The sequence below is a fragment of the Murdochiella massiliensis genome (assembly GCF_900059565.1).
Lineage (GTDB): Bacteria > Bacillota > Clostridia > Tissierellales > Peptoniphilaceae > Murdochiella > Murdochiella massiliensis.
This window is the reverse complement of the sequence record NZ_FIZW01000002.1, coordinates 793,578-815,188: the sequence shown is the minus strand read 5'-3', so window position 1 is coordinate 815,188 and position 21,611 is coordinate 793,578. Positions and strand designations below refer to the sequence as shown.

General features: G+C 34.7%; 13 protein-coding genes. 11 read left to right on the top strand and 2 right to left on the bottom strand.

Annotated features, from left to right (window positions below; translation table 11 throughout):
• Positions 1–55: 55 nt before the first annotated feature.
• Together BN3910_RS05410 and BN3910_RS05405 are read left to right on the top strand one after the other, a co-directional pair.
• A complete protein-coding gene (locus tag BN3910_RS05410; RefSeq protein ID WP_066925071.1) occupies positions 56–8,773 on the top strand; it encodes a helicase-related protein in 8,718 nt (2,905 codons plus the stop codon).
• A gap of 41 nt (positions 8,774–8,814) precedes the next feature.
• Positions 8,815–9,474, top strand: coding sequence for a single-stranded DNA-binding protein (locus tag BN3910_RS05405; RefSeq protein ID WP_066925069.1), 660 nt, complete (start codon positions 8,815–8,817; stop codon positions 9,472–9,474).
• Between the two features lie 71 nt (positions 9,475–9,545).
• Here the strand turns inward: BN3910_RS05405 and BN3910_RS05400 are convergent, their stop codons facing one another.
• Complete coding sequence (locus BN3910_RS05400; RefSeq protein WP_066925067.1) at positions 9,546–10,877, bottom strand: relaxase/mobilization nuclease domain-containing protein; 1,332 nt, start codon at positions 10,875–10,877, stop codon at positions 9,546–9,548.
• Positions 10,878–10,879: 2 nt separating this feature from the next.
• Entirely contained in the window at positions 10,880–11,236 is a 357-nt protein-coding gene (locus BN3910_RS05395; RefSeq protein ID WP_000013381.1) for a plasmid mobilization protein, read from the bottom strand.
• Positions 11,237–11,525: 289 nt separating this feature from the next.
• On the opposite strand from BN3910_RS05395, the gene BN3910_RS05390 reads away from it, so the two are divergent.
• From BN3910_RS05390 to BN3910_RS05355, 9 genes are all read left to right on the top strand, one after another.
• A complete protein-coding gene (locus tag BN3910_RS05390) occupies positions 11,526–12,140 on the top strand; it encodes a TetR/AcrR family transcriptional regulator (RefSeq protein ID WP_066925065.1) in 615 nt (204 codons plus the stop codon).
• Positions 12,141–12,247: 107 nt separating this feature from the next.
• Entirely contained in the window at positions 12,248–14,017 is a 1,770-nt protein-coding gene (locus BN3910_RS05385) for an ABC transporter ATP-binding protein (RefSeq protein WP_066925064.1), read from the top strand.
• Positions 14,014–15,738 (top strand): ABC transporter ATP-binding protein, encoded by a 1,725-nt coding sequence (locus BN3910_RS05380; RefSeq protein WP_066925062.1) that lies wholly within the window; start codon positions 14,014–14,016, stop codon positions 15,736–15,738. The genes BN3910_RS05385 and BN3910_RS05380 overlap by 4 nt, the downstream gene beginning before the upstream one ends.
• Before the next feature lie 25 nt (positions 15,739–15,763).
• The gene (locus BN3910_RS05375) at positions 15,764–16,354 is read left to right on the top strand and encodes an MptD family putative ECF transporter S component (RefSeq protein ID WP_002836898.1); all 591 of its coding nucleotides are present in this window, start codon (positions 15,764–15,766) and stop codon (positions 16,352–16,354) included.
• A complete protein-coding gene (locus BN3910_RS05370) occupies positions 16,354–17,082 on the top strand; it encodes an energy-coupling factor transporter transmembrane component T (protein WP_066925060.1) in 729 nt (242 codons plus the stop codon). Before BN3910_RS05375 ends, BN3910_RS05370 begins: the two co-directional genes overlap by 1 nt.
• Positions 17,079–18,470, top strand: a complete 1,392-nt coding sequence (locus tag BN3910_RS05365) for an ABC transporter ATP-binding protein (RefSeq protein WP_066925059.1) — start codon at positions 17,079–17,081, stop codon at positions 18,468–18,470. The genes BN3910_RS05370 and BN3910_RS05365 overlap by 4 nt, the downstream gene beginning before the upstream one ends.
• 207 nt (positions 18,471–18,677) lie before the next feature.
• The gene (locus tag BN3910_RS05360) at positions 18,678–19,094 is read left to right on the top strand and encodes a sigma factor-like helix-turn-helix DNA-binding protein (RefSeq protein ID WP_066925057.1); all 417 of its coding nucleotides are present in this window, start codon (positions 18,678–18,680) and stop codon (positions 19,092–19,094) included.
• A 472-nt stretch (positions 19,095–19,566) separates the two neighbouring features.
• Entirely contained in the window at positions 19,567–19,731 is a 165-nt protein-coding gene (locus BN3910_RS07800) for a hypothetical protein (protein ID WP_003062685.1), read from the top strand.
• 86 nt (positions 19,732–19,817) lie between these two features.
• Entirely contained in the window at positions 19,818–21,494 is a 1,677-nt protein-coding gene (locus BN3910_RS05355) for a recombinase family protein (RefSeq protein WP_066925054.1), read from the top strand.
• The last annotated feature ends 117 nt before the right edge of the window (positions 21,495–21,611 follow it).

Genomic DNA, 21,611 nt, shown 5'->3' with positions numbered 1-21,611 from the left:
TGATTAGAGTAAAATCTAACCGCCTTTTTTGTTTGGAAAAACGAAGGAGGTAAAAATGCGAATAAATGATTTTCATAACATTTTGGAGCTTATAAAACAAGATGTGCTTCATAGTGAAGCAGAGTATCTGAAGCTCTTAAAGGTTGTCGGAAACAATCAAAGATATGACTTTAGAAGTCAATTAAGTATCTATGATAAAAATCCTGAAGCAATAGCTTGTGCCAAGTTTGACTACTGGAGGGAACGTTTTAATCGAACAGTAATGCGAGGACAGAAAGGGATCCCCATTTTAGAGGACTATGGCACATTCAAGAAAGTGGACTATATTTTTGATATAGGTCAGACAGTTTCAAGAAACAGAGATGTCAACGAAGTAAATCTTTGGAAGTTTGACAAAGAAAATCATCAAGATGTGTTAAAGGAAATGATTAAAAGCGAGGGCTATGAGGAAAGTAAAAGCACACTTGAAAACATCTTTTCTTTAAGCAGACTCTATGGTGATGAAAAAATAGATACCTTAATGAATGAACTTAGAGTAGCGGATGAGGATAGAATATCCTTTACGAAGTTTGTAAGGGACTCGGTAAGCTATGCGGTAGCGTCAAGATTTAAGTTAGATTATTCGATAGATTATGAGCTTTTAAGAGAGAATTTTCAAAGACTTGACAGCATATCTCTAATGAGTCTTGGTGAAAGCGTATCGGATATTAGCGGAAAGATTATTGATGCGACCATTCAAAAAAGCAAAGAACTTGAGCTTCAAAAAGAAGTGTTAAGAGGTAAAGAAGCAGGATATAATAAAATTAGAGAAGAATTAGAGGAGGTAGAAGAAAATGTACTTCGACGAGATGATCAGGAAAGAAATGAAAACGAGCGAGTTCTCCGAAATGGAGAGTACAGACGAGATAATAGAGAAAATCAGGGAGAATACGCTAAACAGCTTGGAGGAAGAGACGGACTTCATAAGGAAGTATCCAAATCCGACCTACGCAGTGATGAGGCTGGAGTTTCTTTCACAGAGCGAGGAGCAGAGCCACTTCGAGATGTTAGTAGATCTATACAAGGAGAAGAAGTTGACAGGACACCTGATGGACATTCAGAAACAGGCGATAGAATTTATGAGAACAGAGAAACCGAAACTGATGGCAGCTTGGAAGATAGAGGACGAGAACAATCCTCAGTATGGGGCGATGATTTCAGCTCTCAAAGAAATGACCATCAAGGAAGTAGTGGAAATCTAAAAGAAAATACTGAGGCAGAGATAAGAGAAGCTGAAAAGGCTTCTTTTTCTTTACCAGAAAACTCCTATGGACAGATACGCCTTACGATTCCGCTAACTGAGAATGATATAGATACCGTCCTTATTAACGGAGGAAATCACGATGGCGGTAGACTTCCTGTTATTGCTGAGTTTTCCAAAGAAAAAACAGTAGAAGAATTGGGAGAATACCTCAAAGACACCTTTAAAGGCGGAAACGGGTTTTACATTGATGAAAGAGAAGTATCTTCCTGGTATTCGGATAAAGGCATTCATTTAGCCTATGGAACTTCTGCAAGAGAAGATGATACGCACGTCTTAAACTGGAGTGATGCTGCAAAGAGGATAAATGAACTTCTTAATAGTGGGGAATTTGCTACAAATGTAGAGCTTTTAGAAGCTCTTGATTATGAAAGAGATCGGATTTCAGAATCTCTATGGTATCTATCTCATGATTTAAGTGAAGAAGGAAAAGAGCAAGGATATTTTGAACTTTTTGAAAGAGGCGGGGGCTTTCCGGAAGAAACAAAAAGATTATCTGAAGCATTAAAAAATCCTGAGTATCTGAAAGAAACAATCAGAGAATATGACAGATTTTTAGAAGGATACAAAGAAAATAGGAATGTACTAAGGTTTCACTATCACAAGGTAGATAGCCTTTATCAGAAATTACAGGAACTTGAGCTGCCACGAAAGGAATATATCACCAATTTGACAGAACTTCCGAAGGTAAAGTCCTTTATTACAGAAGATGAAGTCCTTGAAAGTCTTTCAAGAGGAAGTGGCGTTGATAGAGGAAAAGAACGAATCACCAATTTTTTTAAAGAAAATCATACGCTTCAGGAAAAAGCGAATTTCTTAAAAGACGAATATGGAATTGGAGGACATTCCCATGCTGTTTCCGGAGCAATGGGAAGTGATGAATGGCACGATGCTAAAGGACTTAAATTACAGAAAAATGATTGTAATGATGTGTTTCTTACCTGGACAAGTGTTGCAAAGCATATCGACGAGCTGTTTTCTAAAAATCTTTATCTTGAAGACAAGGAAACAGAAAACAAGTCAGAGATTGAAGAACCACAATATTATTCCAAAGATGATCCTGAAAACTTAATGACTTATGAAATGCTTGAAAGAGTGCCGGAGCTTTACGCACAGGAGGATGTAGCATTAGCGGATAAAGAGGTTCATGCTGCATATATCATTCCTTTCCGTTCTAATTGGACTTGGTATATGACGGAATATGACAGAGAAAGCGGTGATGCCTTTGGACTTGTTCTTGGGATTGAGCCTGAATGGGGATATTTTAATCTTGAGGAGCTGAAGGAACTAAACGCCCAGAGGCTTATTTTAGAGGATTTCCCAAAGACCTTTAGAGAGCTTAAAGACAGTGAACTTAAAAAGCAGATGGATGAGCAGGAGCTTCAGTCTGTCTTTAACGGAGAACTTAGCTTTGTAGAAGAAGAACTTGAAGCACCTGAAGAAACAGAAGAAGTTAGAAGGGCTGACACAGTTCAAGCTACCTTATTTGATTACCTAAAGGATAGAGAAGAAGTAGAGCTCAATGAAAAAGAGGAAAGCCCTTTAGAGGATTTTGCAGTTAAAGCAGGTGATACCGTCTACTTTCATCATGAAGAGTACAAGGTCAGAGAAATTTCTAAAAATGAAATCACAGGAAGAAATGACTTATGGCTTGATCCGGTAAGAAGTGGTAATCATCAAATACCGATTGTAACATTTGATGATAATGAGGACTTATTAGAGCAGGTAAGCCTTGAAAGACCAAACTTTATCGTTGGAGATGAAATCAGATACAAGGATAAAGACTATACCATTACACGCTTTGATGATATGGGAAATAATCTAAAGACGGTAACGGTTAAGGACAATACAGAATATCTTGGCGGTATGATAACAGGCTCCGATGTGATTCCTTATCGTCTTGAAAGCGACCTTGAGAGGATATTTGAACATCTGACATATCAGAGTCCTGAAAAGACAACTGAAGAAATTGAAATAAAGAAAGCTGAGGCTCATAACTTCCAAATTAAAGAAGAAACGATACCTGACAAGTTATCTCCAAGTGAGAGATTAAACAATAACCTTGAAGCAATCTCGATGTTAAATCGAATTGAAAGAGGTGAGAGAGATTTAGATATTACCGCTCAGGAAGTTTTAGCAAGGTATGTAGGCTGGGGAGGACTTGCTGATGTATTCGATGAAGAAAAAGGCGGACAGTGGAAAGAAGCGAGGAGCTTTCTAAAAGAGAACTTATCTCAGGCAGAATATGAAGCTGCAAGAGAATCTACTTTAACGAGCTTTTATACACCGAAAACAGTGATTGACGGAGTGTATAAGACGCTTTCGGATATGGGATTTAAACAGGGGAACATTTTAGAGCCAAGTATGGGAATAGGGAACTTTATAGGCAATATCCCTGATGAAATGAATAAGTCTAAGTTTTATGGTGTAGAGCTTGACTCTGTAAGCGGTCGAATTGGAAAACTCTTATACCCTGAAAGTGATATACAGATTAAGGGGCTTGAAGAAACTTCCTTCTCCAATAACTTCTTTGATGCGATTATCGGCAATGTACCCTTTGGAGAATATAAGGTAAATGACAGGGAGTATAACAAAAATAACTTCCTTATCCATGATTATTTCTTTGCCAAGTCCATTGATAAAGTAAGAAACGGCGGTATTATTGCCTTTATTACATCAAGCGGAACGATGGATAAAAAGGACGAAAGTGTAAGACGCTACCTTGCAGCAAGAGCAGAGTTTTTAGGAGCGATAAGACTTCCGAACGATACATTTAAGGGCGTAGCAGGAACAGAAGTAACCTCAGATATTATTTTCCTAAAGAAAAGGGACAGTATCAGAGAAAGGGATGAGGACTGGATTCACCTTGCTGAAGATGAAAACGGGCTTTTATATAACAAATACTTTGTTGATCATCCTGAACAGGTGCTTGGTTCTATGGAAGAAATATCCGGAAGATTTGGGAATACAATAGCTTGCCTGCCAAAAGAAAACACAGACTTAAAGGAGCTACTGACAAAAGCAAGCGAAGAAATCTCTAAAAATGCTAATTATGAAGAAATAGAGCTACTTGATGATGAAATTACCTCAATTCCTGCCACAGATGATGTTAAAAACTTTTCATATACCATTATTGATGATGATGTTTATTACAGAGAAAACTCCCTATTTGTAAAGAAAGAAGTAACGGATAAAAACAAGGAAAAGATTAAGGACTATCTTGAGTTAAATGCTGCCTTAAAGGATGTTATTTACAAACAGAAAGAAGATTTTTCAGATGATGAAGTAAAGAAAGCTCAGGAAAAACTAAATGAAATTTATGACAGCTTTTCTAAGAAGCATGGATATGTCAATAACCTTTCTAATACCAGAGCCTTAAAAGAGGATAGCAACTTCCCGCTTGTTTCTTCCATTGAAATCCTTGACGAAGAAGAAAACTTCAAAGCAAAGGGAGATATTTTCTCCAAGCGAACAATCACAAAGGCGAAGGTTATCGACCATGTAGACACTTCTCTTGAAGCTCTTGTTTTATCGGTATCAGAAAAAGGATATGTGGATTTTGAGTATATGGGAAGCCTTACAGATAAAGACAGACCGACTTTGATAGAAGAACTTAGAGGGGAAATCTATCTAAACATCAGAGAAGAGCAAAACTTTTATAGACCATTATCTTTTAACCTTGAAGATGGAGATCTACCTTTTGCCTGTGCAAACGGCAGTAATTCATATAAGTACGGCTATGTAACAAAGGATGAGTATCTAAGCGGAAATATCAGAGATAAGATTGCTATTGTAGACAGCTACCTTGCAAAGTTAAGACAAACCGAAAGAGAGTTACCTCATCTTGGCTATGCGGAAGATGGCAAAGAAAAAGAGTTGATAAGTTATGAGATGAACCGTTTGGAATATCAAAAGGCAGAGCTTACAAAAGTTCTTCCAAAGGAACTTGAAGCAAGTGAAATCAATGTTCGTCTTGGTGCAACTTGGATACCGATTAAAGATATTGAGAAATTTATTTTTGAAACGTTAAAAACTCCAGGATATGCCAAATGGGATATTAAGGTTAAATTTTCAAATCTGACAAGTGAATGGAATGTTGAAGGAAAGAGCAGGGACAGAGGAAATGACCTTGCAGAGATGACCTACGGCACCTCAAGGGTAAATGCCTATAAGCTGATTGAAGATGCATTGAACTTAAAAGAAACAAAGGTATTTGATCAGATTGTAAATCCGGACGGCTCGAAAACTTCTGTATTAAATAAAAAGGAAACGCTTCTTGCAGGACAAAAGCAGGAGCTTCTAAAAGAAGAATTTAAGAACTGGATATTTAACGATCAGGAAAGAAGAAACCGTCTTGTAAAGATATATAACGAGCGTTTTAACTCTATCCGCAACAGAGAATATGACGGAAGCAACCTTTCTTTTGAGGGAATGACCACAGAAATTGATTTAAGACCTCATCAAAGAAATGCCATAGCAAGAAGCCTTTATGGAGGAAATACCTTGCTTGCCCATGTGGTAGGTAGTGGTAAGACCTTTGAAATGGTGGCGTCTGCGATGGAAAGTAAAAGGCTTGGAATGTGCAGTAAGTCCTTGTTTGTTGTCCCCAATCACTTAACAGGTCAAATCGGTCGTGAGTTTATGCAGCTATATCCGTCAGCTAACATTATGGTTGCAGATAAGAAAGACTTTGAGCCGAAAAATAGAAAAAGATTTATCGGAAGAATTGCCACAGGAGAGTATGATGCCGTTGTAATCGGGCATACACAGTTTGAAAAGATCCCGATGAGTAAGGAATATCAGGAGAAGCATATCCAAGATCAGATTGATGAAATTATAAACTATGTGGAGGAATATAAGCATGACAGAAATCAGAATTTTACGGTAAAGCAGCTTGAAAAAACAAAAAAGAAGCTGGAAACAAGGCTTGAAAAGTTAAACGATGATTTTAAAAAAGACGATGTCATTACCTTTGAAGAATTAGGTGTAGATAAGCTCTTTATTGACGAGGCACATAATTACAAAAATCTCTATCTTTACACCAAAATGAGAAATGTAGCAGGTATTGGACAGTCTGAAGCTTTTAAGTCCTCCGATATGTTTATGAAGTGCAGATACATGGATGAAATGACAGGTGGAAAAGGTATTGTCTTTGCCACAGGAACGCCTGTCAGTAACTCGATGACAGAGCTTTATACTATGCAGCGTTATCTTCAGTATGAAAGCCTTAAAAAGAATAATTTGGAGCATTTTGATAGCTGGGCTTCTACCTTTGGTGAAACGCAGTCAGCATTTGAATTATCTCCTGAAGGTACAGGGTATAGAGTAAAGACAAGATTTTCCAAGTTCTATAACCTTCCTGAACTAATGTCTATGTTTAAAGAAGTTGCGGATATTCAGACAGCAGATATGCTAAATCTTCCAACGCCTGAAGCACACTATGAAGTTATTAAAACTTTGCCAAGTGAGGAGCAAAAGGAAATCTTGAAGAGCTTATCTGAAAGAGCTGATGATGTAAGAAACAGGGTAGTAGAGCCTGACGAAGATAATATGCTTAAAATTACCAATGACGGCAAGAAACTCGCCTTAGATCAGCGTTTAATCAATCCACTGCTTCCGGATAATCCTGACAGCAAGGTCAATGTGTGCGTGAAAAATGTCTTTTCCATTTGGGATAAGACAAAAGAAAATAAGTCCACACAGCTTCTTTTCTCCGATATGTCAACTCCAAAAAAAGATGGAGAGTTTAATATTTACGATGATATTAGAGAAAAACTTGTGGCAATGGGAATACCGAAAGAAGAAATAGCCTTTATCCATGAAGCAAATTCCGATAAGCAAAAGGATGAACTCTTTGCAAAGGTAAGAAAAGGCGAAATTCGTATTTTGATGGGTTCTACACAGAAAATGGGAGCCGGAACGAATGTGCAAAACAAGCTGATTGCACTTCATGATTTAGATGTCCCATGGCGTCCTGCCGACCTTGAGCAGAGAGCCGGAAGAATTGTAAGACAGGGAAATGAAAACAAAGAAGTCAGCATATACAGATATGTAACGGAGAATACCTTTGATGCGTACCTTTGGCAGACCATCGAGAATAAACAGAAGTTCATTTCTCAGATTATGACAAGTAAAACACCTGTAAGAGTGGCGGAAGACGTGGACGAAAGCTCCCTTAACTATGCAGAGATTAAAGCCCTTGCTACAGGTGATCCGAAAATCAAGGAAAAAATGGATCTGGATAATGAGGTTACAAAACTTAAAATGCTTGAAGCAAACTACAAGTCCAACCGTTACAGATTAGAGGATAAGGTTGCTAAAAACTATCCGGAAGAAATAGCAAGAACGGAAAAACTCATAGAAGCTGTCAAGAAAGATATATCAGAAGTTGAACCTAAAGCGGAAGGAGAGGAAAAGTTTACTTCCATTACCATTTTAGGTGAGGAATTTACTGATAAGAAATTAGCCGGAGAAAAGCTGCTTGAAGCGATTTCTAAAGTAAAAATCAATGAAAGCAAAGTTATCGGTAAGTATAGAAACATGGATTTAGAGGTAAGTTACAACTTCTTCACCAATGAACATAACTTCAGCTTAAACGGTGCTGCAAAGCATTCAGGAGAGCTTGGAACGAGTGCGGACGGTAATATTACAAGGCTTGATAATGCTCTTGAGAAAATGCCTGAGAAATTAAAGAGGCTTGAAGAAAAGCTCTTCAGCACAAAAGAACAGCTTGAAAATGCAAAAGAGGAATTACAAAAGCCTTTTGAAAAAGCTGATGAACTAAAGGATAAGGTGCTTCGCTTGGCAGAACTGAATAAGCTCCTTGATATGGGAGAAGTGGAAGAAAAGAGAAATGATAATCCCCTTGTAGAAGATGTAAAACGAGCCATCATTGACTTCTGCAACAGAGAGTATGAAGAAAATCATAGTTATGATGAGTTTGATACTCTATATCCTGATCTAAAGCACATCGGCATCGCCTATACCAATACACCTGACGAAAGACACGGCATCCAATATGAGCTTAATTTAGAAGCTAAAACATGGACACAGTATATTGATGATACTCCAATCAAAACAGAGAGCTTCGACTATGAAAACAAGGGAGAAAATGAAGCTCTAAGGAATATGAAAAATGAAATAGAGCTATCCTCTTTTGAAGATTTAGTCTATGTGGATTCCGAGGACTTAAAGGCAGCTCTGGGACTGGACATTGATGATGAAGGTAACTTCTATGATCCACTTTCTAAAGACCTTGATAATGATGGAATTGCTGACAGATATGACAATGACTTTAAGGACAGCGATTATTTTGAGTCAACCTATGATGTTGAAGATAATTTGCATACCAAAGAGGAAGCCACACAGAAAACGGGTGATAAACCATCTATCTTAGGACAGATAAGAGCCTATCAGGAAGAAAGTAAAACAGAAGAAAAACAAACTGCAAAAGAACAGGAATATGTACGATAAGGGAGGGAAACCTCCCTTTTACCATGAAAGGAGATAAAAACATGGATTACAAAACAATTAGAAATCAGATAGAAGATATGGTAAGTGATAACCACAAGGACTTTGTTAAGGCGGTTATCAGCATGGAAAAAGGTATCAACGATGAAAGTGCTTTGGATAAGCTCTATGAGGCTTATATGGACAATGACACCGTTAATTTACTGCATGAGGAATTTGATTACATGATTGAAGATTTAAGAGAACAGGGGCAGATTAAAGATTTTCCTTATGTTCAAGAGGAGAAAGATAATCTTGTCAATATCGTTGGAAATATTGTAGGAAAGATCGATGTAGTTGAAAGAGAAAATAAGAACGGAGAAGCCTTTAAGGTAGTAAACTTCTCTGTGGCATCTAAAGATGATGAGGGGAATAAGGTATATCATAATTGCTCCGCATACGGAGAAAAGGGTGATATTCCAAAAGACTTTAAGCAGGGAGATTTTGTAAAACTCTTTGGACAGATCAGAACTTCCGTTGACGATAACGGCAAGGAACATACTAACGTCAGGATACTTTCTTCAAAGCTCTTAAAGGCAAAAGAACAGATGAAAGGTCGAGATGAAAAGAAAGAGTCTGTGCTTGGAGCTATCAAAAAATATCAGGCTGAAGATAAGGAAAAGCCTAAAGAAAAGAAAGAAACATCAAAAGAAGCTGAGAGATAAACTTATGGTCGGTGTGGTCTTGGGACTGCACCGACTCTTTTTTTTATTTGGGGAAAAAGAGGAGATAAGGATTATCTCTCCATCTCCTTACCCATATAAATTCCGTAATTTTTTCGTATCTTATAAAGCTCGTCCATAGTGGATTTTGAGGAAGAATACTCTTGCATAAGGGTGTTCTTTTTTTCTTGTAATTTATCAAGCTCAGCCAAAATATCTTTTGAATTTGGGAGCTTGGAATAGGATTTTTTAAGCTCTGAGAGAGCATTTTCATATAGGGTAATCTGAGCTTTGTACTCTTCAAAAAATGCCTTGTCAGACGGATTAGCAGTATATTCCTTGTAGCACGCTCTGTATTTTTTAACGGTATGAACTTGCTCCATAGTGGTGGAAAGCTTCTGCATTTCCTTATCAATAGCTTTGATTTTCTCTTGTATATTTTGCCTTTCATCGGCTGCTTTTTGAATATACTCGTCAAGCTGTTTAATGGATTTAATGCCATGTTCTCTGATATAAATAACAGACTCAGCCATTGTATGAAGGTTATGTTTGGTTGCCCAATATTCGTAGCCTTTGCTTTCCTTTACCTTTGCATTGGTGTTCATGTCAATAACATTGCCGATGCGTTTTTTGACGGCAGGAGTCTTGATAAACTCTCTTTCTGCAATTCGTTCTTTTAATCTTTCTTCGGTATAATCTTCTCCGATTGTTTTAGCCCTTGTAAATCTCGCCTTATTTTTTGGCTTAAAAGCAATGTGCTTACCGTATTTGATTTCATAGCCAAGATCCGCCATCTTCTTTAAAAATTCGTCCCAGTCCTTTGACTGTTTTATTATTCTATCAATGTCAAATTGAAGTTTACTTTTCCAAGAAGTTCCATGTTTTGCCTGTTCGTTTTCATACCAAGATTTACCGTTAATCTTATATTTTTTCTTATAGCTTTCGTAAAACTCGTCAATGACAGATAGGCTATTTTCTTTGCAGAGTTTATCACTCTGATAACGGATTTGGTGGTAGCTTTTCTTGTTAGACTGGTAGCACCTACCTGTTACCATATTTACATTATTGAAGATGATGTGATTGTGGATATGCCCCTTATCTACGTGAGTAGATAAGACAAATTCGTACTCACCTTTGAGTATCTTTTTACACAGCTCCATACCAATCTGGTGAGCCAATTCAGGGCTTGTTTCTCCCGGTAAAAATGATTGAATGAGATGTCTTGCAAGAACGGTTCCTTTTGTTCCTGCGTCATTTCGTGTCCTTAAAAACTGAGTGTGAGCAGTTGATTCGTGGCATTTATGAGTGCTTACTAAAAGCTGCTCGTCTGTTTTATCTCCATTTACAATGTAGTCGATAGCAAGATTAAGAGTCGATTTTATTGGGTGTATTTTTGTAATAGCCATTATTATTCACCTTCCGTTTCAGATGTTCTTTTCAGAAGTAGTGAATGAATTTGCCACAGCTCTTTTGAGAAATGTTCAATCTCTTTTTTTATATCACCGATGTCCTCTTTGTAGATTACACCTGTCGAATTTACTCGCTTTGCAATCTGATTGATGTTGTTTGTTGCATTAGAAAGTAAGCCTTGTAAATCTCTGAAAGGCTCTAAATCCACTTGATAAATTTCCTTTTCCAAAACGCATTTGCGGATGAAATGGCTCATGTTTCTACACTTCGCAAGTCTTTTTTTCTCTTCAAAAAGAGCCTTTTCTTCTTCAGTTAGTTTAATTTCAAGTCTTTCGTTTCTTATTCTATTTGCCATAGTTAGTTCCTCCTTTGAATGTATTTCGGGGTCTTAGGGTTCTCCCTAACAAGCTAAAAATTGATAAAAAAAGAAGCAGATCCCCAAGGGCTGCTTCGTCAATTTTCCGTAAGTGTCCGTACACTTACTGTGCTTGCTACAAAAGAATTCAAGCATTAAGCATATATTAAAATTATTAGTAATTATATCATACTTAAGTATGATTTTCTACTATACTCTTGACAAAACGGTTAGATGAGACTAACATATAACTATACAGAACGAGTGTCGGTCGATAGGCGGTGAGGTTTTGACAAAGAGAAATGTAAAAGATCCAGAAGAAAGAAAACAGGAGCTTATAAATATAGCATCCAGACTTTTTGAAAAGTATGGGTACGAGAAAGTTTCTGTGCGAGATATTCTTGCAGAAGTTAATGGAGCGCCGGGAATGTTTTATTATTATTTCAAATCAAAAGAAGATATTTTCTTGGCGTGTATGGAAACATACTTTGATGAAAAATTAAAAAATAAGTTAGATATCCTTCAAAGCAAGGAAATAAATTACGAAGAAAGAATAAAGATTTTAAGAGAACTTATAGTAAAAGATATCGGTCAGTTTACGACAAGATATAACTTTTCAAAAGAGAATTCAATTACAGATAACTCTTACAGGTTATGGGAATTGATTCATTACATTGGAAAATTTATAGATGTCTATTCAGAGTTTATAATTGAAGGAATTGAAAATAAAAAAATAGAAAATAATATGGGAATAAACAGAGAAAATGTGAGAAGTTTCGCAGCTTTTATTTTATACGGAGCTGTTGGCACAATATATAACGACTATATTATTAAGGGAGAAAACAAAACAAATTCAAGTGAAGCCTTTGGAATAATAAGCGAACTATTTCAAAGACCTCATTAGAGAAAAATAAAATATAAGTATTTTACGAGGGAAACATCAACAGTGTTTTCCTTGTATTAGTTTTAAGGCAAATGAACGAACTCGTTCGGTAAGGAGGTATGTTTTAGATGAAAAAGAAGAAATCAATCAAAGATATTATTTCCTACAGTGAAATAAAAAAAGGACAACTTGTAGGAGGGATATTATTTGTTAGTCTTGGTATGCTATTAAGTATTTGTCCAATTTTGGTGATATACAAAGTCATAAAATCTCTATTTTTATATGGAAAATTAGAACAAAGTACAATACAGTTCTGCACCTATGGACTTGCAGCAGTGGTATTGTCATATTGCTTAACTTACATTGGCGGTATTTTATGCCATAAGTTTTCATATGTTTTAATAGCTAACTTAAAAAAGAAGATATTATTTCATATTGGGAATCTTCCTTTAGGTTTTTTTACCGGAGACAACAAGTCAAAAATAAGGCAAGTATTAGGATCGGACATGAATCAAATTGAGGGATATTTTTCTCATCAATTACCAAATTTAATTTCAACTTTAGCACTAATTTTAGCAATGATAATTGTTATGTTGAAGATAAATTTAATATTAGGTCTTACGACTTTGTTAATTATATTTGTTGGTTTAGGAATTCAGATTGCAATCATGGCAAAGATAATAAAGTCGGGTGGACTTGAGAAGAACTTTGCGATTTTGGATCAAATTAATTCAGCAACTACTGAATACGTTAAAGGTATGCCGGAAGTGAAAATATTTGGAACAGGAGCAAAATCATTTAAAACTTTTTCAAAGTCAGTAGGAGAATATAGAGACTTTACAAGTTCGATGACATCAATGATAAGACCGGGATTTGTTTCATTTAGAATGTTTATTTTATCTGTTGCTACATTCATAGTTCCAGTAGGAATACTTTTAATGTCACGAAATAATAATTTGGACTTTGTTACAGTCTTTATTTTCTATTTGATTCTTGCACCCGCCATTAGCGTACCTGCATTAAAACTTAGAGATTTTGCAGAAGGAATGAATTTGCTAAATGAAGTTGTTTTGAGAATCTACGAAATTATAGATCAAAAAGAATTGGCAATTGAAAATATAGAGGAAGAGATAAAAGGTCATGATCTTGAATTCGAGAATGTAAGCTTTTCTTATGGAGATGAAGAGGTTTTAAAGAATATAAGCTTCTGTGCTAAACAAGGAGAAGTTACAGCATTAGTTGGCTATTCGGGAGCAGGCAAATCTACCATTGGAACGCTAATACCCAGATTTTACGATCCTTCAGAAGGCTCTATTAAAATTGGTGGAGTTAATATAAAAAATATTCCGATGAACGCCTTAATGGAGAGGATAGCATTCGTTTTTCAAGACAGTGATCTTATCACAGATACAGTCTTCAATAATGTTGCTATGGCAAAGACAGGTTCTACAAAAGAGGATGTCATAAAAGCATGTAAAAAAGCAAGATGTCATGATTTTATTGTAAAACTTCCTGATGGGTATGACACTGTTTTGGGTAAAGGGACTTATTTATCTGGAGGAGAGAAACAACGTATTGCTGTAGCAAGAGCGATTTTAAAGGACGCACCAATATTAGTATTAGACGAGGCAACAAGTTTTGCTGATTCTGAAAATGAATATCTTATGCAGGAAGCTTTGTCTGAATTGGTTAAAGATAAGACAGTTGTCATGATTGCTCATAGGTTAAATACCATAGAGAATGCAAATCAAATTTTAGTAATATCTGATGGAAAAATTGCAGAAAGAGGTAAGCATGAAGATTTAATCCTTGCAGATGGAATATATAAGCGACTCTTTGATATTTATAAGAAGACAAATATTTGGCAAATGGATATAGAAGGGAGTGAGAATGAATGATAAGAAATATTACATTAGGAAAGATGAATAATATAAGAAAATCAATTATTTTAAATGTTTTGGCATCTATTTCCAACCTTATACCATTTATTGCTTTGGCGAAAATTGTAGAAACACTATTTTTAAATAGAGGTGCAGATAGTATAGATACGAGCCTTTTATGGAAGTATTTTGGGATAATGGCAGTATTTTTCTTAATAACATTCTTATTGGAAAATTTAGCCACAAAATATACCTATGAACTTGGATACAAGACAAGTGCAGATGGAAGAATAGAGCTTGCAGACCACATAAGAAAACTGCCGATAGGTTATATTTCAGGAAAAAGTTCAGCAGAGATCTTAGATACATTAATGAATGATTTTTTCAAAGTTGAAACGGCAGTAACGCATCAATTACCTCAATTTTTCAGTGGCATATGTGTAGCGGTTCTTTGCTCAATATTATTTTTGATAATTAATGTAAAAATGGGAATAGCAACACTTATTGGATTGCCGATTTCTGTTCTACTTCTTACACTCATGCAAAACTTTCAGAAAAAAATTTATTTGAAAACAAAGAAAATGAGGATAAAAGAGGAAGAAGATATAAACGAATATTTGGATGCTATTAAGACTCTAAAAGCTTATAACAGCTTAGATGATACATTAACAAAGCTTGAAGAAGATATAGATAACTCAAGAAATGCAAATATTAAGAGTGAGAAAGGGGTTGGTTCATTAACTACTATAGCAAGTATGATTTTAAGAATAGGACTTCCTTTGATGAGTTTAGTTGGTTCCTATTTATTTATAAATGGATCTTTGGAAATTGATACATTTTTAATGTTCTTATTTGTAGGCACAAGGATTTTTGATCCCTTGGAGCTTGCACTTGTAAATTATGCAGGTCTACAAATGGCATCAGTTTCAGGAGAAAGAATCATTAACTTACTTAACGCTAAACCTATGTCAGGTAATTGCGATGTAAACGAAAGCAACAAAATTGAAATCCACGATGTTTCATTTTCTTACAAGGAATCTAAGGTTATCGATAATGTTTCATTAGACATTAATGAAAATGAATTAACTGCTTTTGTTGGTTACTCTGGATCTGGAAAATCTACACTAATTAAATTAATTTCCAGATTTTATGATCCTAATGAAGGGACAATTAAAATTGGTGGAGTAGATTTGCTAACAGCTGACCCTGATAAATTAATGGATAAATTTTCTGTTGTTTTTCAAGATGTGTATCTTTTTAAAGACACAATTTATAACAATATAAAATTTGGAAATGAAGATGCAAGTAAAGATGAAATCATGAATGCTGCAAAAATGGCAGGAGCTTATGACTTTATAGTCAAAAAAGATGATGGATTTGAAACTATGATTGGACAAGGAGGAGCGACTCTGTCTGGAGGTGAGAAACAAAGAATATCAATAGCGAGAGCAATACTAAAAAATGCACCAATAATACTACTTGATGAAGCAACATCTTCACTTGATCCTGAAAATGAACTTATTATACAAGAAGCAATATCAAATTTAATTAAAAATAAAACAGTTGTGGTTGTAGCTCATAAATTAAGGAGCGTAATGGGAGCTGATAAAATTGTTGTTTTAAACAAAGGAAAGGTAGAGGAAGTTGGGAAGCATGAAGAACTTATTAAAAATGAAGGACTATATAAAGACTTATGGAATTATCAAGAAAAGTCTAAAGAATGGAAGATTGTACAGTAACAATCAATTTTAAAGGAGGGAACTTATGAAAACACAAAAGAAATCATCAAAAAATGCAGTTACAGCTGGTGTTTTAATTGCACTTTACTTTGTAACATATGCAGTTATTGGGGCAATATCTATGCCTGTCCCTGTTTTGTTTTTACTAATGCCTATGCTTGTAGCACTACTTGCTGCACCAACCTATCATATGCTTCTTGCAAAAACAAAGTCAGCCACTGCTATTGTAATCGCAGCTATCTTACCAAGTATTTTATTAGTTGCAACTGGACATATTCCAATTGCACCATTAGTGGCAGTGCCTGCCGGAATAATTGCTATGTTCATAGCAAAAGGTGGGAATTATACAGACTTTAAGAAAAATACAATTAGTCATATGTTTTTTTCTCTAAACTTATTTGGAGGATTTTTACCAATTTGGGTTATGAGAGAAGCATTTTTTGAAAGTGTAATAAAAGGTGGCTTAGATCAAAGCTTTTGTAACACAGTAAGAGCATGGACACCAATATGGATGTTACCAGTTATGATTATAGGAACATTTATATTCTCTTTGATTGGTTCATATTTTACAAAGAAAATACTAAATAAAAAGTTGGAATCCGCAGGAGTTTTATAATGGAAAATTCAAAGTTTGTTCTGGGGTCAAAATATGACCTCAGAACAAAACTTATCTTGCTTATAGGTGCGAATATTTTAATTTTTTTAGGGTTTGATTGGATCTATCAAAGCCTTATTACATTATTTTTCCTTGTCATTATTATTAGCGATGGTTATAAAAAATCCGCTATAAGGTATATTTTATTTTTTGTAATAAGTGTAGTATTGGAAAAATCTTTAGCCTATTTTAGTATGAATTTTCTTTTGAATTTAATTTTATTTATCTTAGCAATTGGAAGAAAATTTCTGCCATGTATTATCGTGGGTAAATGGATTTTAAATTCAACATCTGTTTCCAGTGCAGTGGCAACTTTACAAAAATTAAAACTTTCAAAAGACTCGCTCATAATGATTTCTGTAATATTTAGATGTTTGCCTACTATTAAAGACGAATGGAGTCATATAAATATGGCGATGAAAACAAGAGGGATTAGCATTAGTATTTATAATTTATTTCATAGAACTGCTGCGACAATGGAATACTTTTTTGTACCCTTATTCGTAAGTGTAATAGAAATTGGGGATGAGCTATCCCAATCAGCCATTATAAGGGGGCTTGATGCTCCTGTTCAAAAAACAAGTAGACACCTAATTAAGATTAGAAAAAATGACATTGGCGTTTTAATTCTTATGATTTTAATTTTATCAATAGTAATATTTATGAAAGTATCAGGGTGGGACTTATGATTGAAATTAGAGAATTAAGTTTTAAGTATAAGGGAGGATCTGATTACTCATTAAAAGATATAAACTTGAAAATCAAAAAAGGGGAATGCATTCTTCTATGTGGTAGGAGCGGTTGCGGAAAGTCGACTCTATTAAAGCTTATGAACGGTATAATACCTGAGTTTTATGATGGGGACATTTCTGGCAGTGTTATGGTCAATGGTATGAATACATTTACCACACCAATTTATAAATTATCTAAGGATGTAGGTTCAGTTTTTCAAAATCCTAAAACACAATTTTATACAACAAACACTACAGATGAGATTGCTTTTGGTTTAGAAAATTACGGAATAGAAAGAGAAGTAATTAACAAAAGGGTTAAAGAGGTCGAAAAAGAGCTTCATCTTAAAAACTTGATGAATAAAAATATATTCAATCTTTCTGGAGGAGAAAAGCAAAAGATTGCTATAGCAAGCATTTACGCATTAAACCCTGAGACATTTATTCTTGATGAACCATCTTCAAGCTTAGACATAAAGTCAATGAAAGAACTATCGCTTACAATAAAAAAGCTTAAATCTTTAGGAAAAACTATTATTATTGCAGAACATAGGTTGTGGTATTTAAAAGACATTGTTGATAGAGCAATATACTTAGAGGATGGAAAAATCATCAGAGAATATAGTATGGACGAAATTGAAAATCTAAGTGAAGATGAACGAATGAGAACAGGACTTAGGCATTCTGATTATAAAGCTATTAAAGGATTTGATGATTTTGAAATTTCAAATAAAGGGACTTTATTAGAGTTAAAAAATCTGATATTCAAAAGAAATACCAAAATAATTTTGTCCATTGAGGATCTTAAATTTTGCTATGGGAATATTATTGGGATTGTTGGAGAAAATGGAATTGGGAAGTCTACATTAGCAAAAATTATATGTGGCTTATACAAAGAAAATAAAGGTAAAATTTTAAAAGATGATGAGAATTTAAATATAAAAAGTAGGCTAAATGAGAGCCTGCTTATTATGCAGGAAGTGAACTGTCAGTTATTCACGGACACTGTTAAAGATGAAATAGTATTAACGTCAAATATTAAAGATGATAATTCTTTAGATACTTGGTTAAAAGATATGGAGTTGAAAAATATCAGTGATAGGAATCCTCACACCTTGTCAGGAGGACAAAAACAGAGAGTAATTATCTTATCCGCTTTACTATCCGACAAGAAAATTCTATTTTTCGATGAACCAACCAGTGGATTGGACTATAGAAATATGAAAATAGTAGCTAAAAACATAAAGAAAGTAAAGGAAGAAGATAAGTTGATTTTAATAATATCCCATGATGTTGAGTTTTTAGAGTCAGTTTGTGATAAAGTGATTGATTTCACGTATTTATGAAAATGCATATATTAGTAAATTACAAGAGGGACATATGATAAAAATGCAAGAAAAACGAGAAGTTGTGAATAGTATTTTTTATAATATTCCATAAAATAAATTTTGTAATAGATTTTTTTCATTTTAGAGGACTTTTTATGCCTATGTGCAGAAGTCCTCCTTTTTTTGTCTAAAAACGCAGACAAAAAAAGAAATGGAGGAAATTAAATGCCAAAAGAATATTACCTTTATGTCAACGGACAAAGGGTTAAAGTCAGCGAGCAGATATATAAAGTCTACTGGCGAGAAAAAGAACACGAAAAGTATTTAGAGCAGGTGGACAAGAAAAACCACTTGCTCTTTTTTTCATCATTGGATCATGACGGGAATTTTGTAGATAACCTTGCTGATGAAAGTGTGGATGTAGAAAAAATAATTGAAACACAGATCTTAATTGAAACAGTCAGAAAGGCTATGTCAGGGCTGAATGATGAAGAAAGGGACATCATAGAGCGTTTGTATTTTAATGATGAAACATTATCGAGTGTAGCAAGAAGTAAGAAGGTGAGCTATCAAGCTATACAATGGCGAAAAAACAATATTCTTAAAAAGCTAAAGGTGCTTTTGAAAGAATTTATAAAGTAAACGCCTTGTAAATGGGGGCAGATTTTCCTTTATAAATTGAAGGGAGATCTGTCCTTATATTTTATTTAAGGAAGTGATGAAAACCATAAAGTTGAAGAGAATCTCTCTTAAAGCCGTTAGGCTATTGTTCCTTGAAAACTGAATAGACCAAGGTAGGACTTTATCTACTTGTGGAGGATTATGACTTACGCCATGACCTTTCTGCTGAGAACAATTTCGGTTTAATGAATACTGAGTAAATCAAGGAAACAAGAAAGCGAGCGATAAATAAGAATACATAAAAAACAGAATTGGCAACCTGTTCAATGAAGCAAGTAGTGATAATGATACTTCAATAGTTTAAGCCGGCTCGTCTGGAATAAGAGGCGGAGGTGAGATTCCTATGTTGCTGCCAAGCACCTATCAATGTCGTAAAACTTAATTAAACAAATAATTATTAGATATAAAACTTTAAAAAGAGAGGAGGAATATATTGGACAATGACTGGAATGGATTGGCTGATTTAATTGCAAATCTGATTACAAAATATGCTGGTGTTTTAGATTTAGATAATCTGCCCGATCCAACGCCAGCAAAAAATCAAGAGATGAAAAATAGTTTTGACATGGCAAAAACACAAATTGAGAAAAAGCAATAAAAGTGCTATAATATACTTGATATATAAGTCCAAACCATAATTGGTAAAAATATAAAGATATAAAAAAGGATATTGAGGTTAATGCTATGTCAAAAGAAAAAATAAAAGTATACCTCTATACTAGAGTATCTACATCAATACAGATAGACGGTTATTCTTTAGAGGCACAAAAATCAAGAATGAAGGCTTTTGCTCTCTATAATGATTATGAGATTGTTGGTGAATACGAAGATGCTGGTAAGTCTGGAAAATCTATAGAAGGTAGAATTCAGTTTACTCGTATGATGGAAGATATAAAATCCGGAAAGGATGGAGTGTCTTTCGTTCTTGTATTTAAATTATCGAGATTTGCAAGAAATGCTGCTGATGTACTTTCGACTTTGCAAATAATGCAAGATTTTGGTGTAAATCTTATTTGTGTTGAAGATGGAATTGATTCATCTAAAGATGCAGGTAAATTGATGATTTCTGTTTTATCAGCAGTGGCTGAAATAGAAAGAGAAAACATCCGTGTCCAAACAATGGAAGGTCGTATTCAAAAGGCAAGAGAGGGTAAATGGAACGGTGGATTTGCTCCATATGGTTATCAACTGATTGATGGAAAGTTGTTAATAAATGAGGAAGAAGCAATTGCAATAAGAACTATATTTGATCAGTATGTAAATACAAGTATTGGAGCTAATGGTCTTTCTAAGTATTTAGAAAACCATGGTATAAGGAAAATACCAAGACAAAATGGAAAAAATCCATTGTTTGACGCAGGTCTTATAAGAAAAATATTAAAGAATCCTGTGTATAACGGGAAAATAGCATTTGGAAGAAGAACTTTAGAAAAAGTTCATGGTACAAGGAATGAATACAGACAAGTAGAGCAGGACGATTATTTAGTAGCAGAAGGCATTCATGAAGCAATAATCCCAGATGAATTGTGGCAGGCTGCACAAGTAAAACTGAAAGCACAAGCTAAAAAGTATGAACATGTAAATAAGGGCAAGAACATGAGGACACACTTATTATCAGGAATAGTAAAGTGTCCGATATGTGGAGCTGGAATGTTTGGAAACAAATCTATAAAATATAAAAAAGATGGGACGAAGTATAAAGACTTCTATTACTATGGTTGCAAGCATAGACTTATGAATAGAGGTCATAAATGCACCTACAACAAACAAATTAGAGAAGAATTGTTAGATGATGCTGTTGCTGAGGTAATAATCAAGTTAGTTAGCAATCCTAAATTTGCGTCTATGATGCAGGAAAAAATCAACATGAAAGTTGATACATCAGCGATTGAAAATGAGATAGATAATTATCAAAAAGAGCTAAGGAAAAGTCATTCCACAAAGTTTAAGCTTATTGAGGAAATAGATAATTTAGATGTTGATGATAAGCACTACAAACGAAGAAAACAGGATTTAGATGATAGACTTTATCGTATGTACGATAAAATTGAAGAATTAGAAGGTCAGTTAATAGAAGCTAAGGCAAAGAAAGAAACAATAGAAGCTGAAAAACTTACTGGCGATAATATATATAAGGTTTTGATTTATTTTGACAAACTTTATAAAGTCATGAACGATGTTGAACGCAGGCAGCTAATAGAAGCACTCATTTCTGAAATTCAAATTTATGAAGAAAAGCAGCCTAATGGACAATGGCTAAAATCCATTACTTTTAAGCTACCTATCATTGATGAGGATCTAAATATAAGTTTGGACAATGATGAACAAGTTGAGAGTGTGTGTTTGATGTCAAGGGTGTAAGAAAAATAGCCGCGAAAGCACGGTGATACTGCGGCTTTCGGGCAATCGGGCAAATTTAGCATCGGGCAGGATGAACGCTTCTTGGCAACTTATCCAAGGGCAAATCGGGTCAAAAAG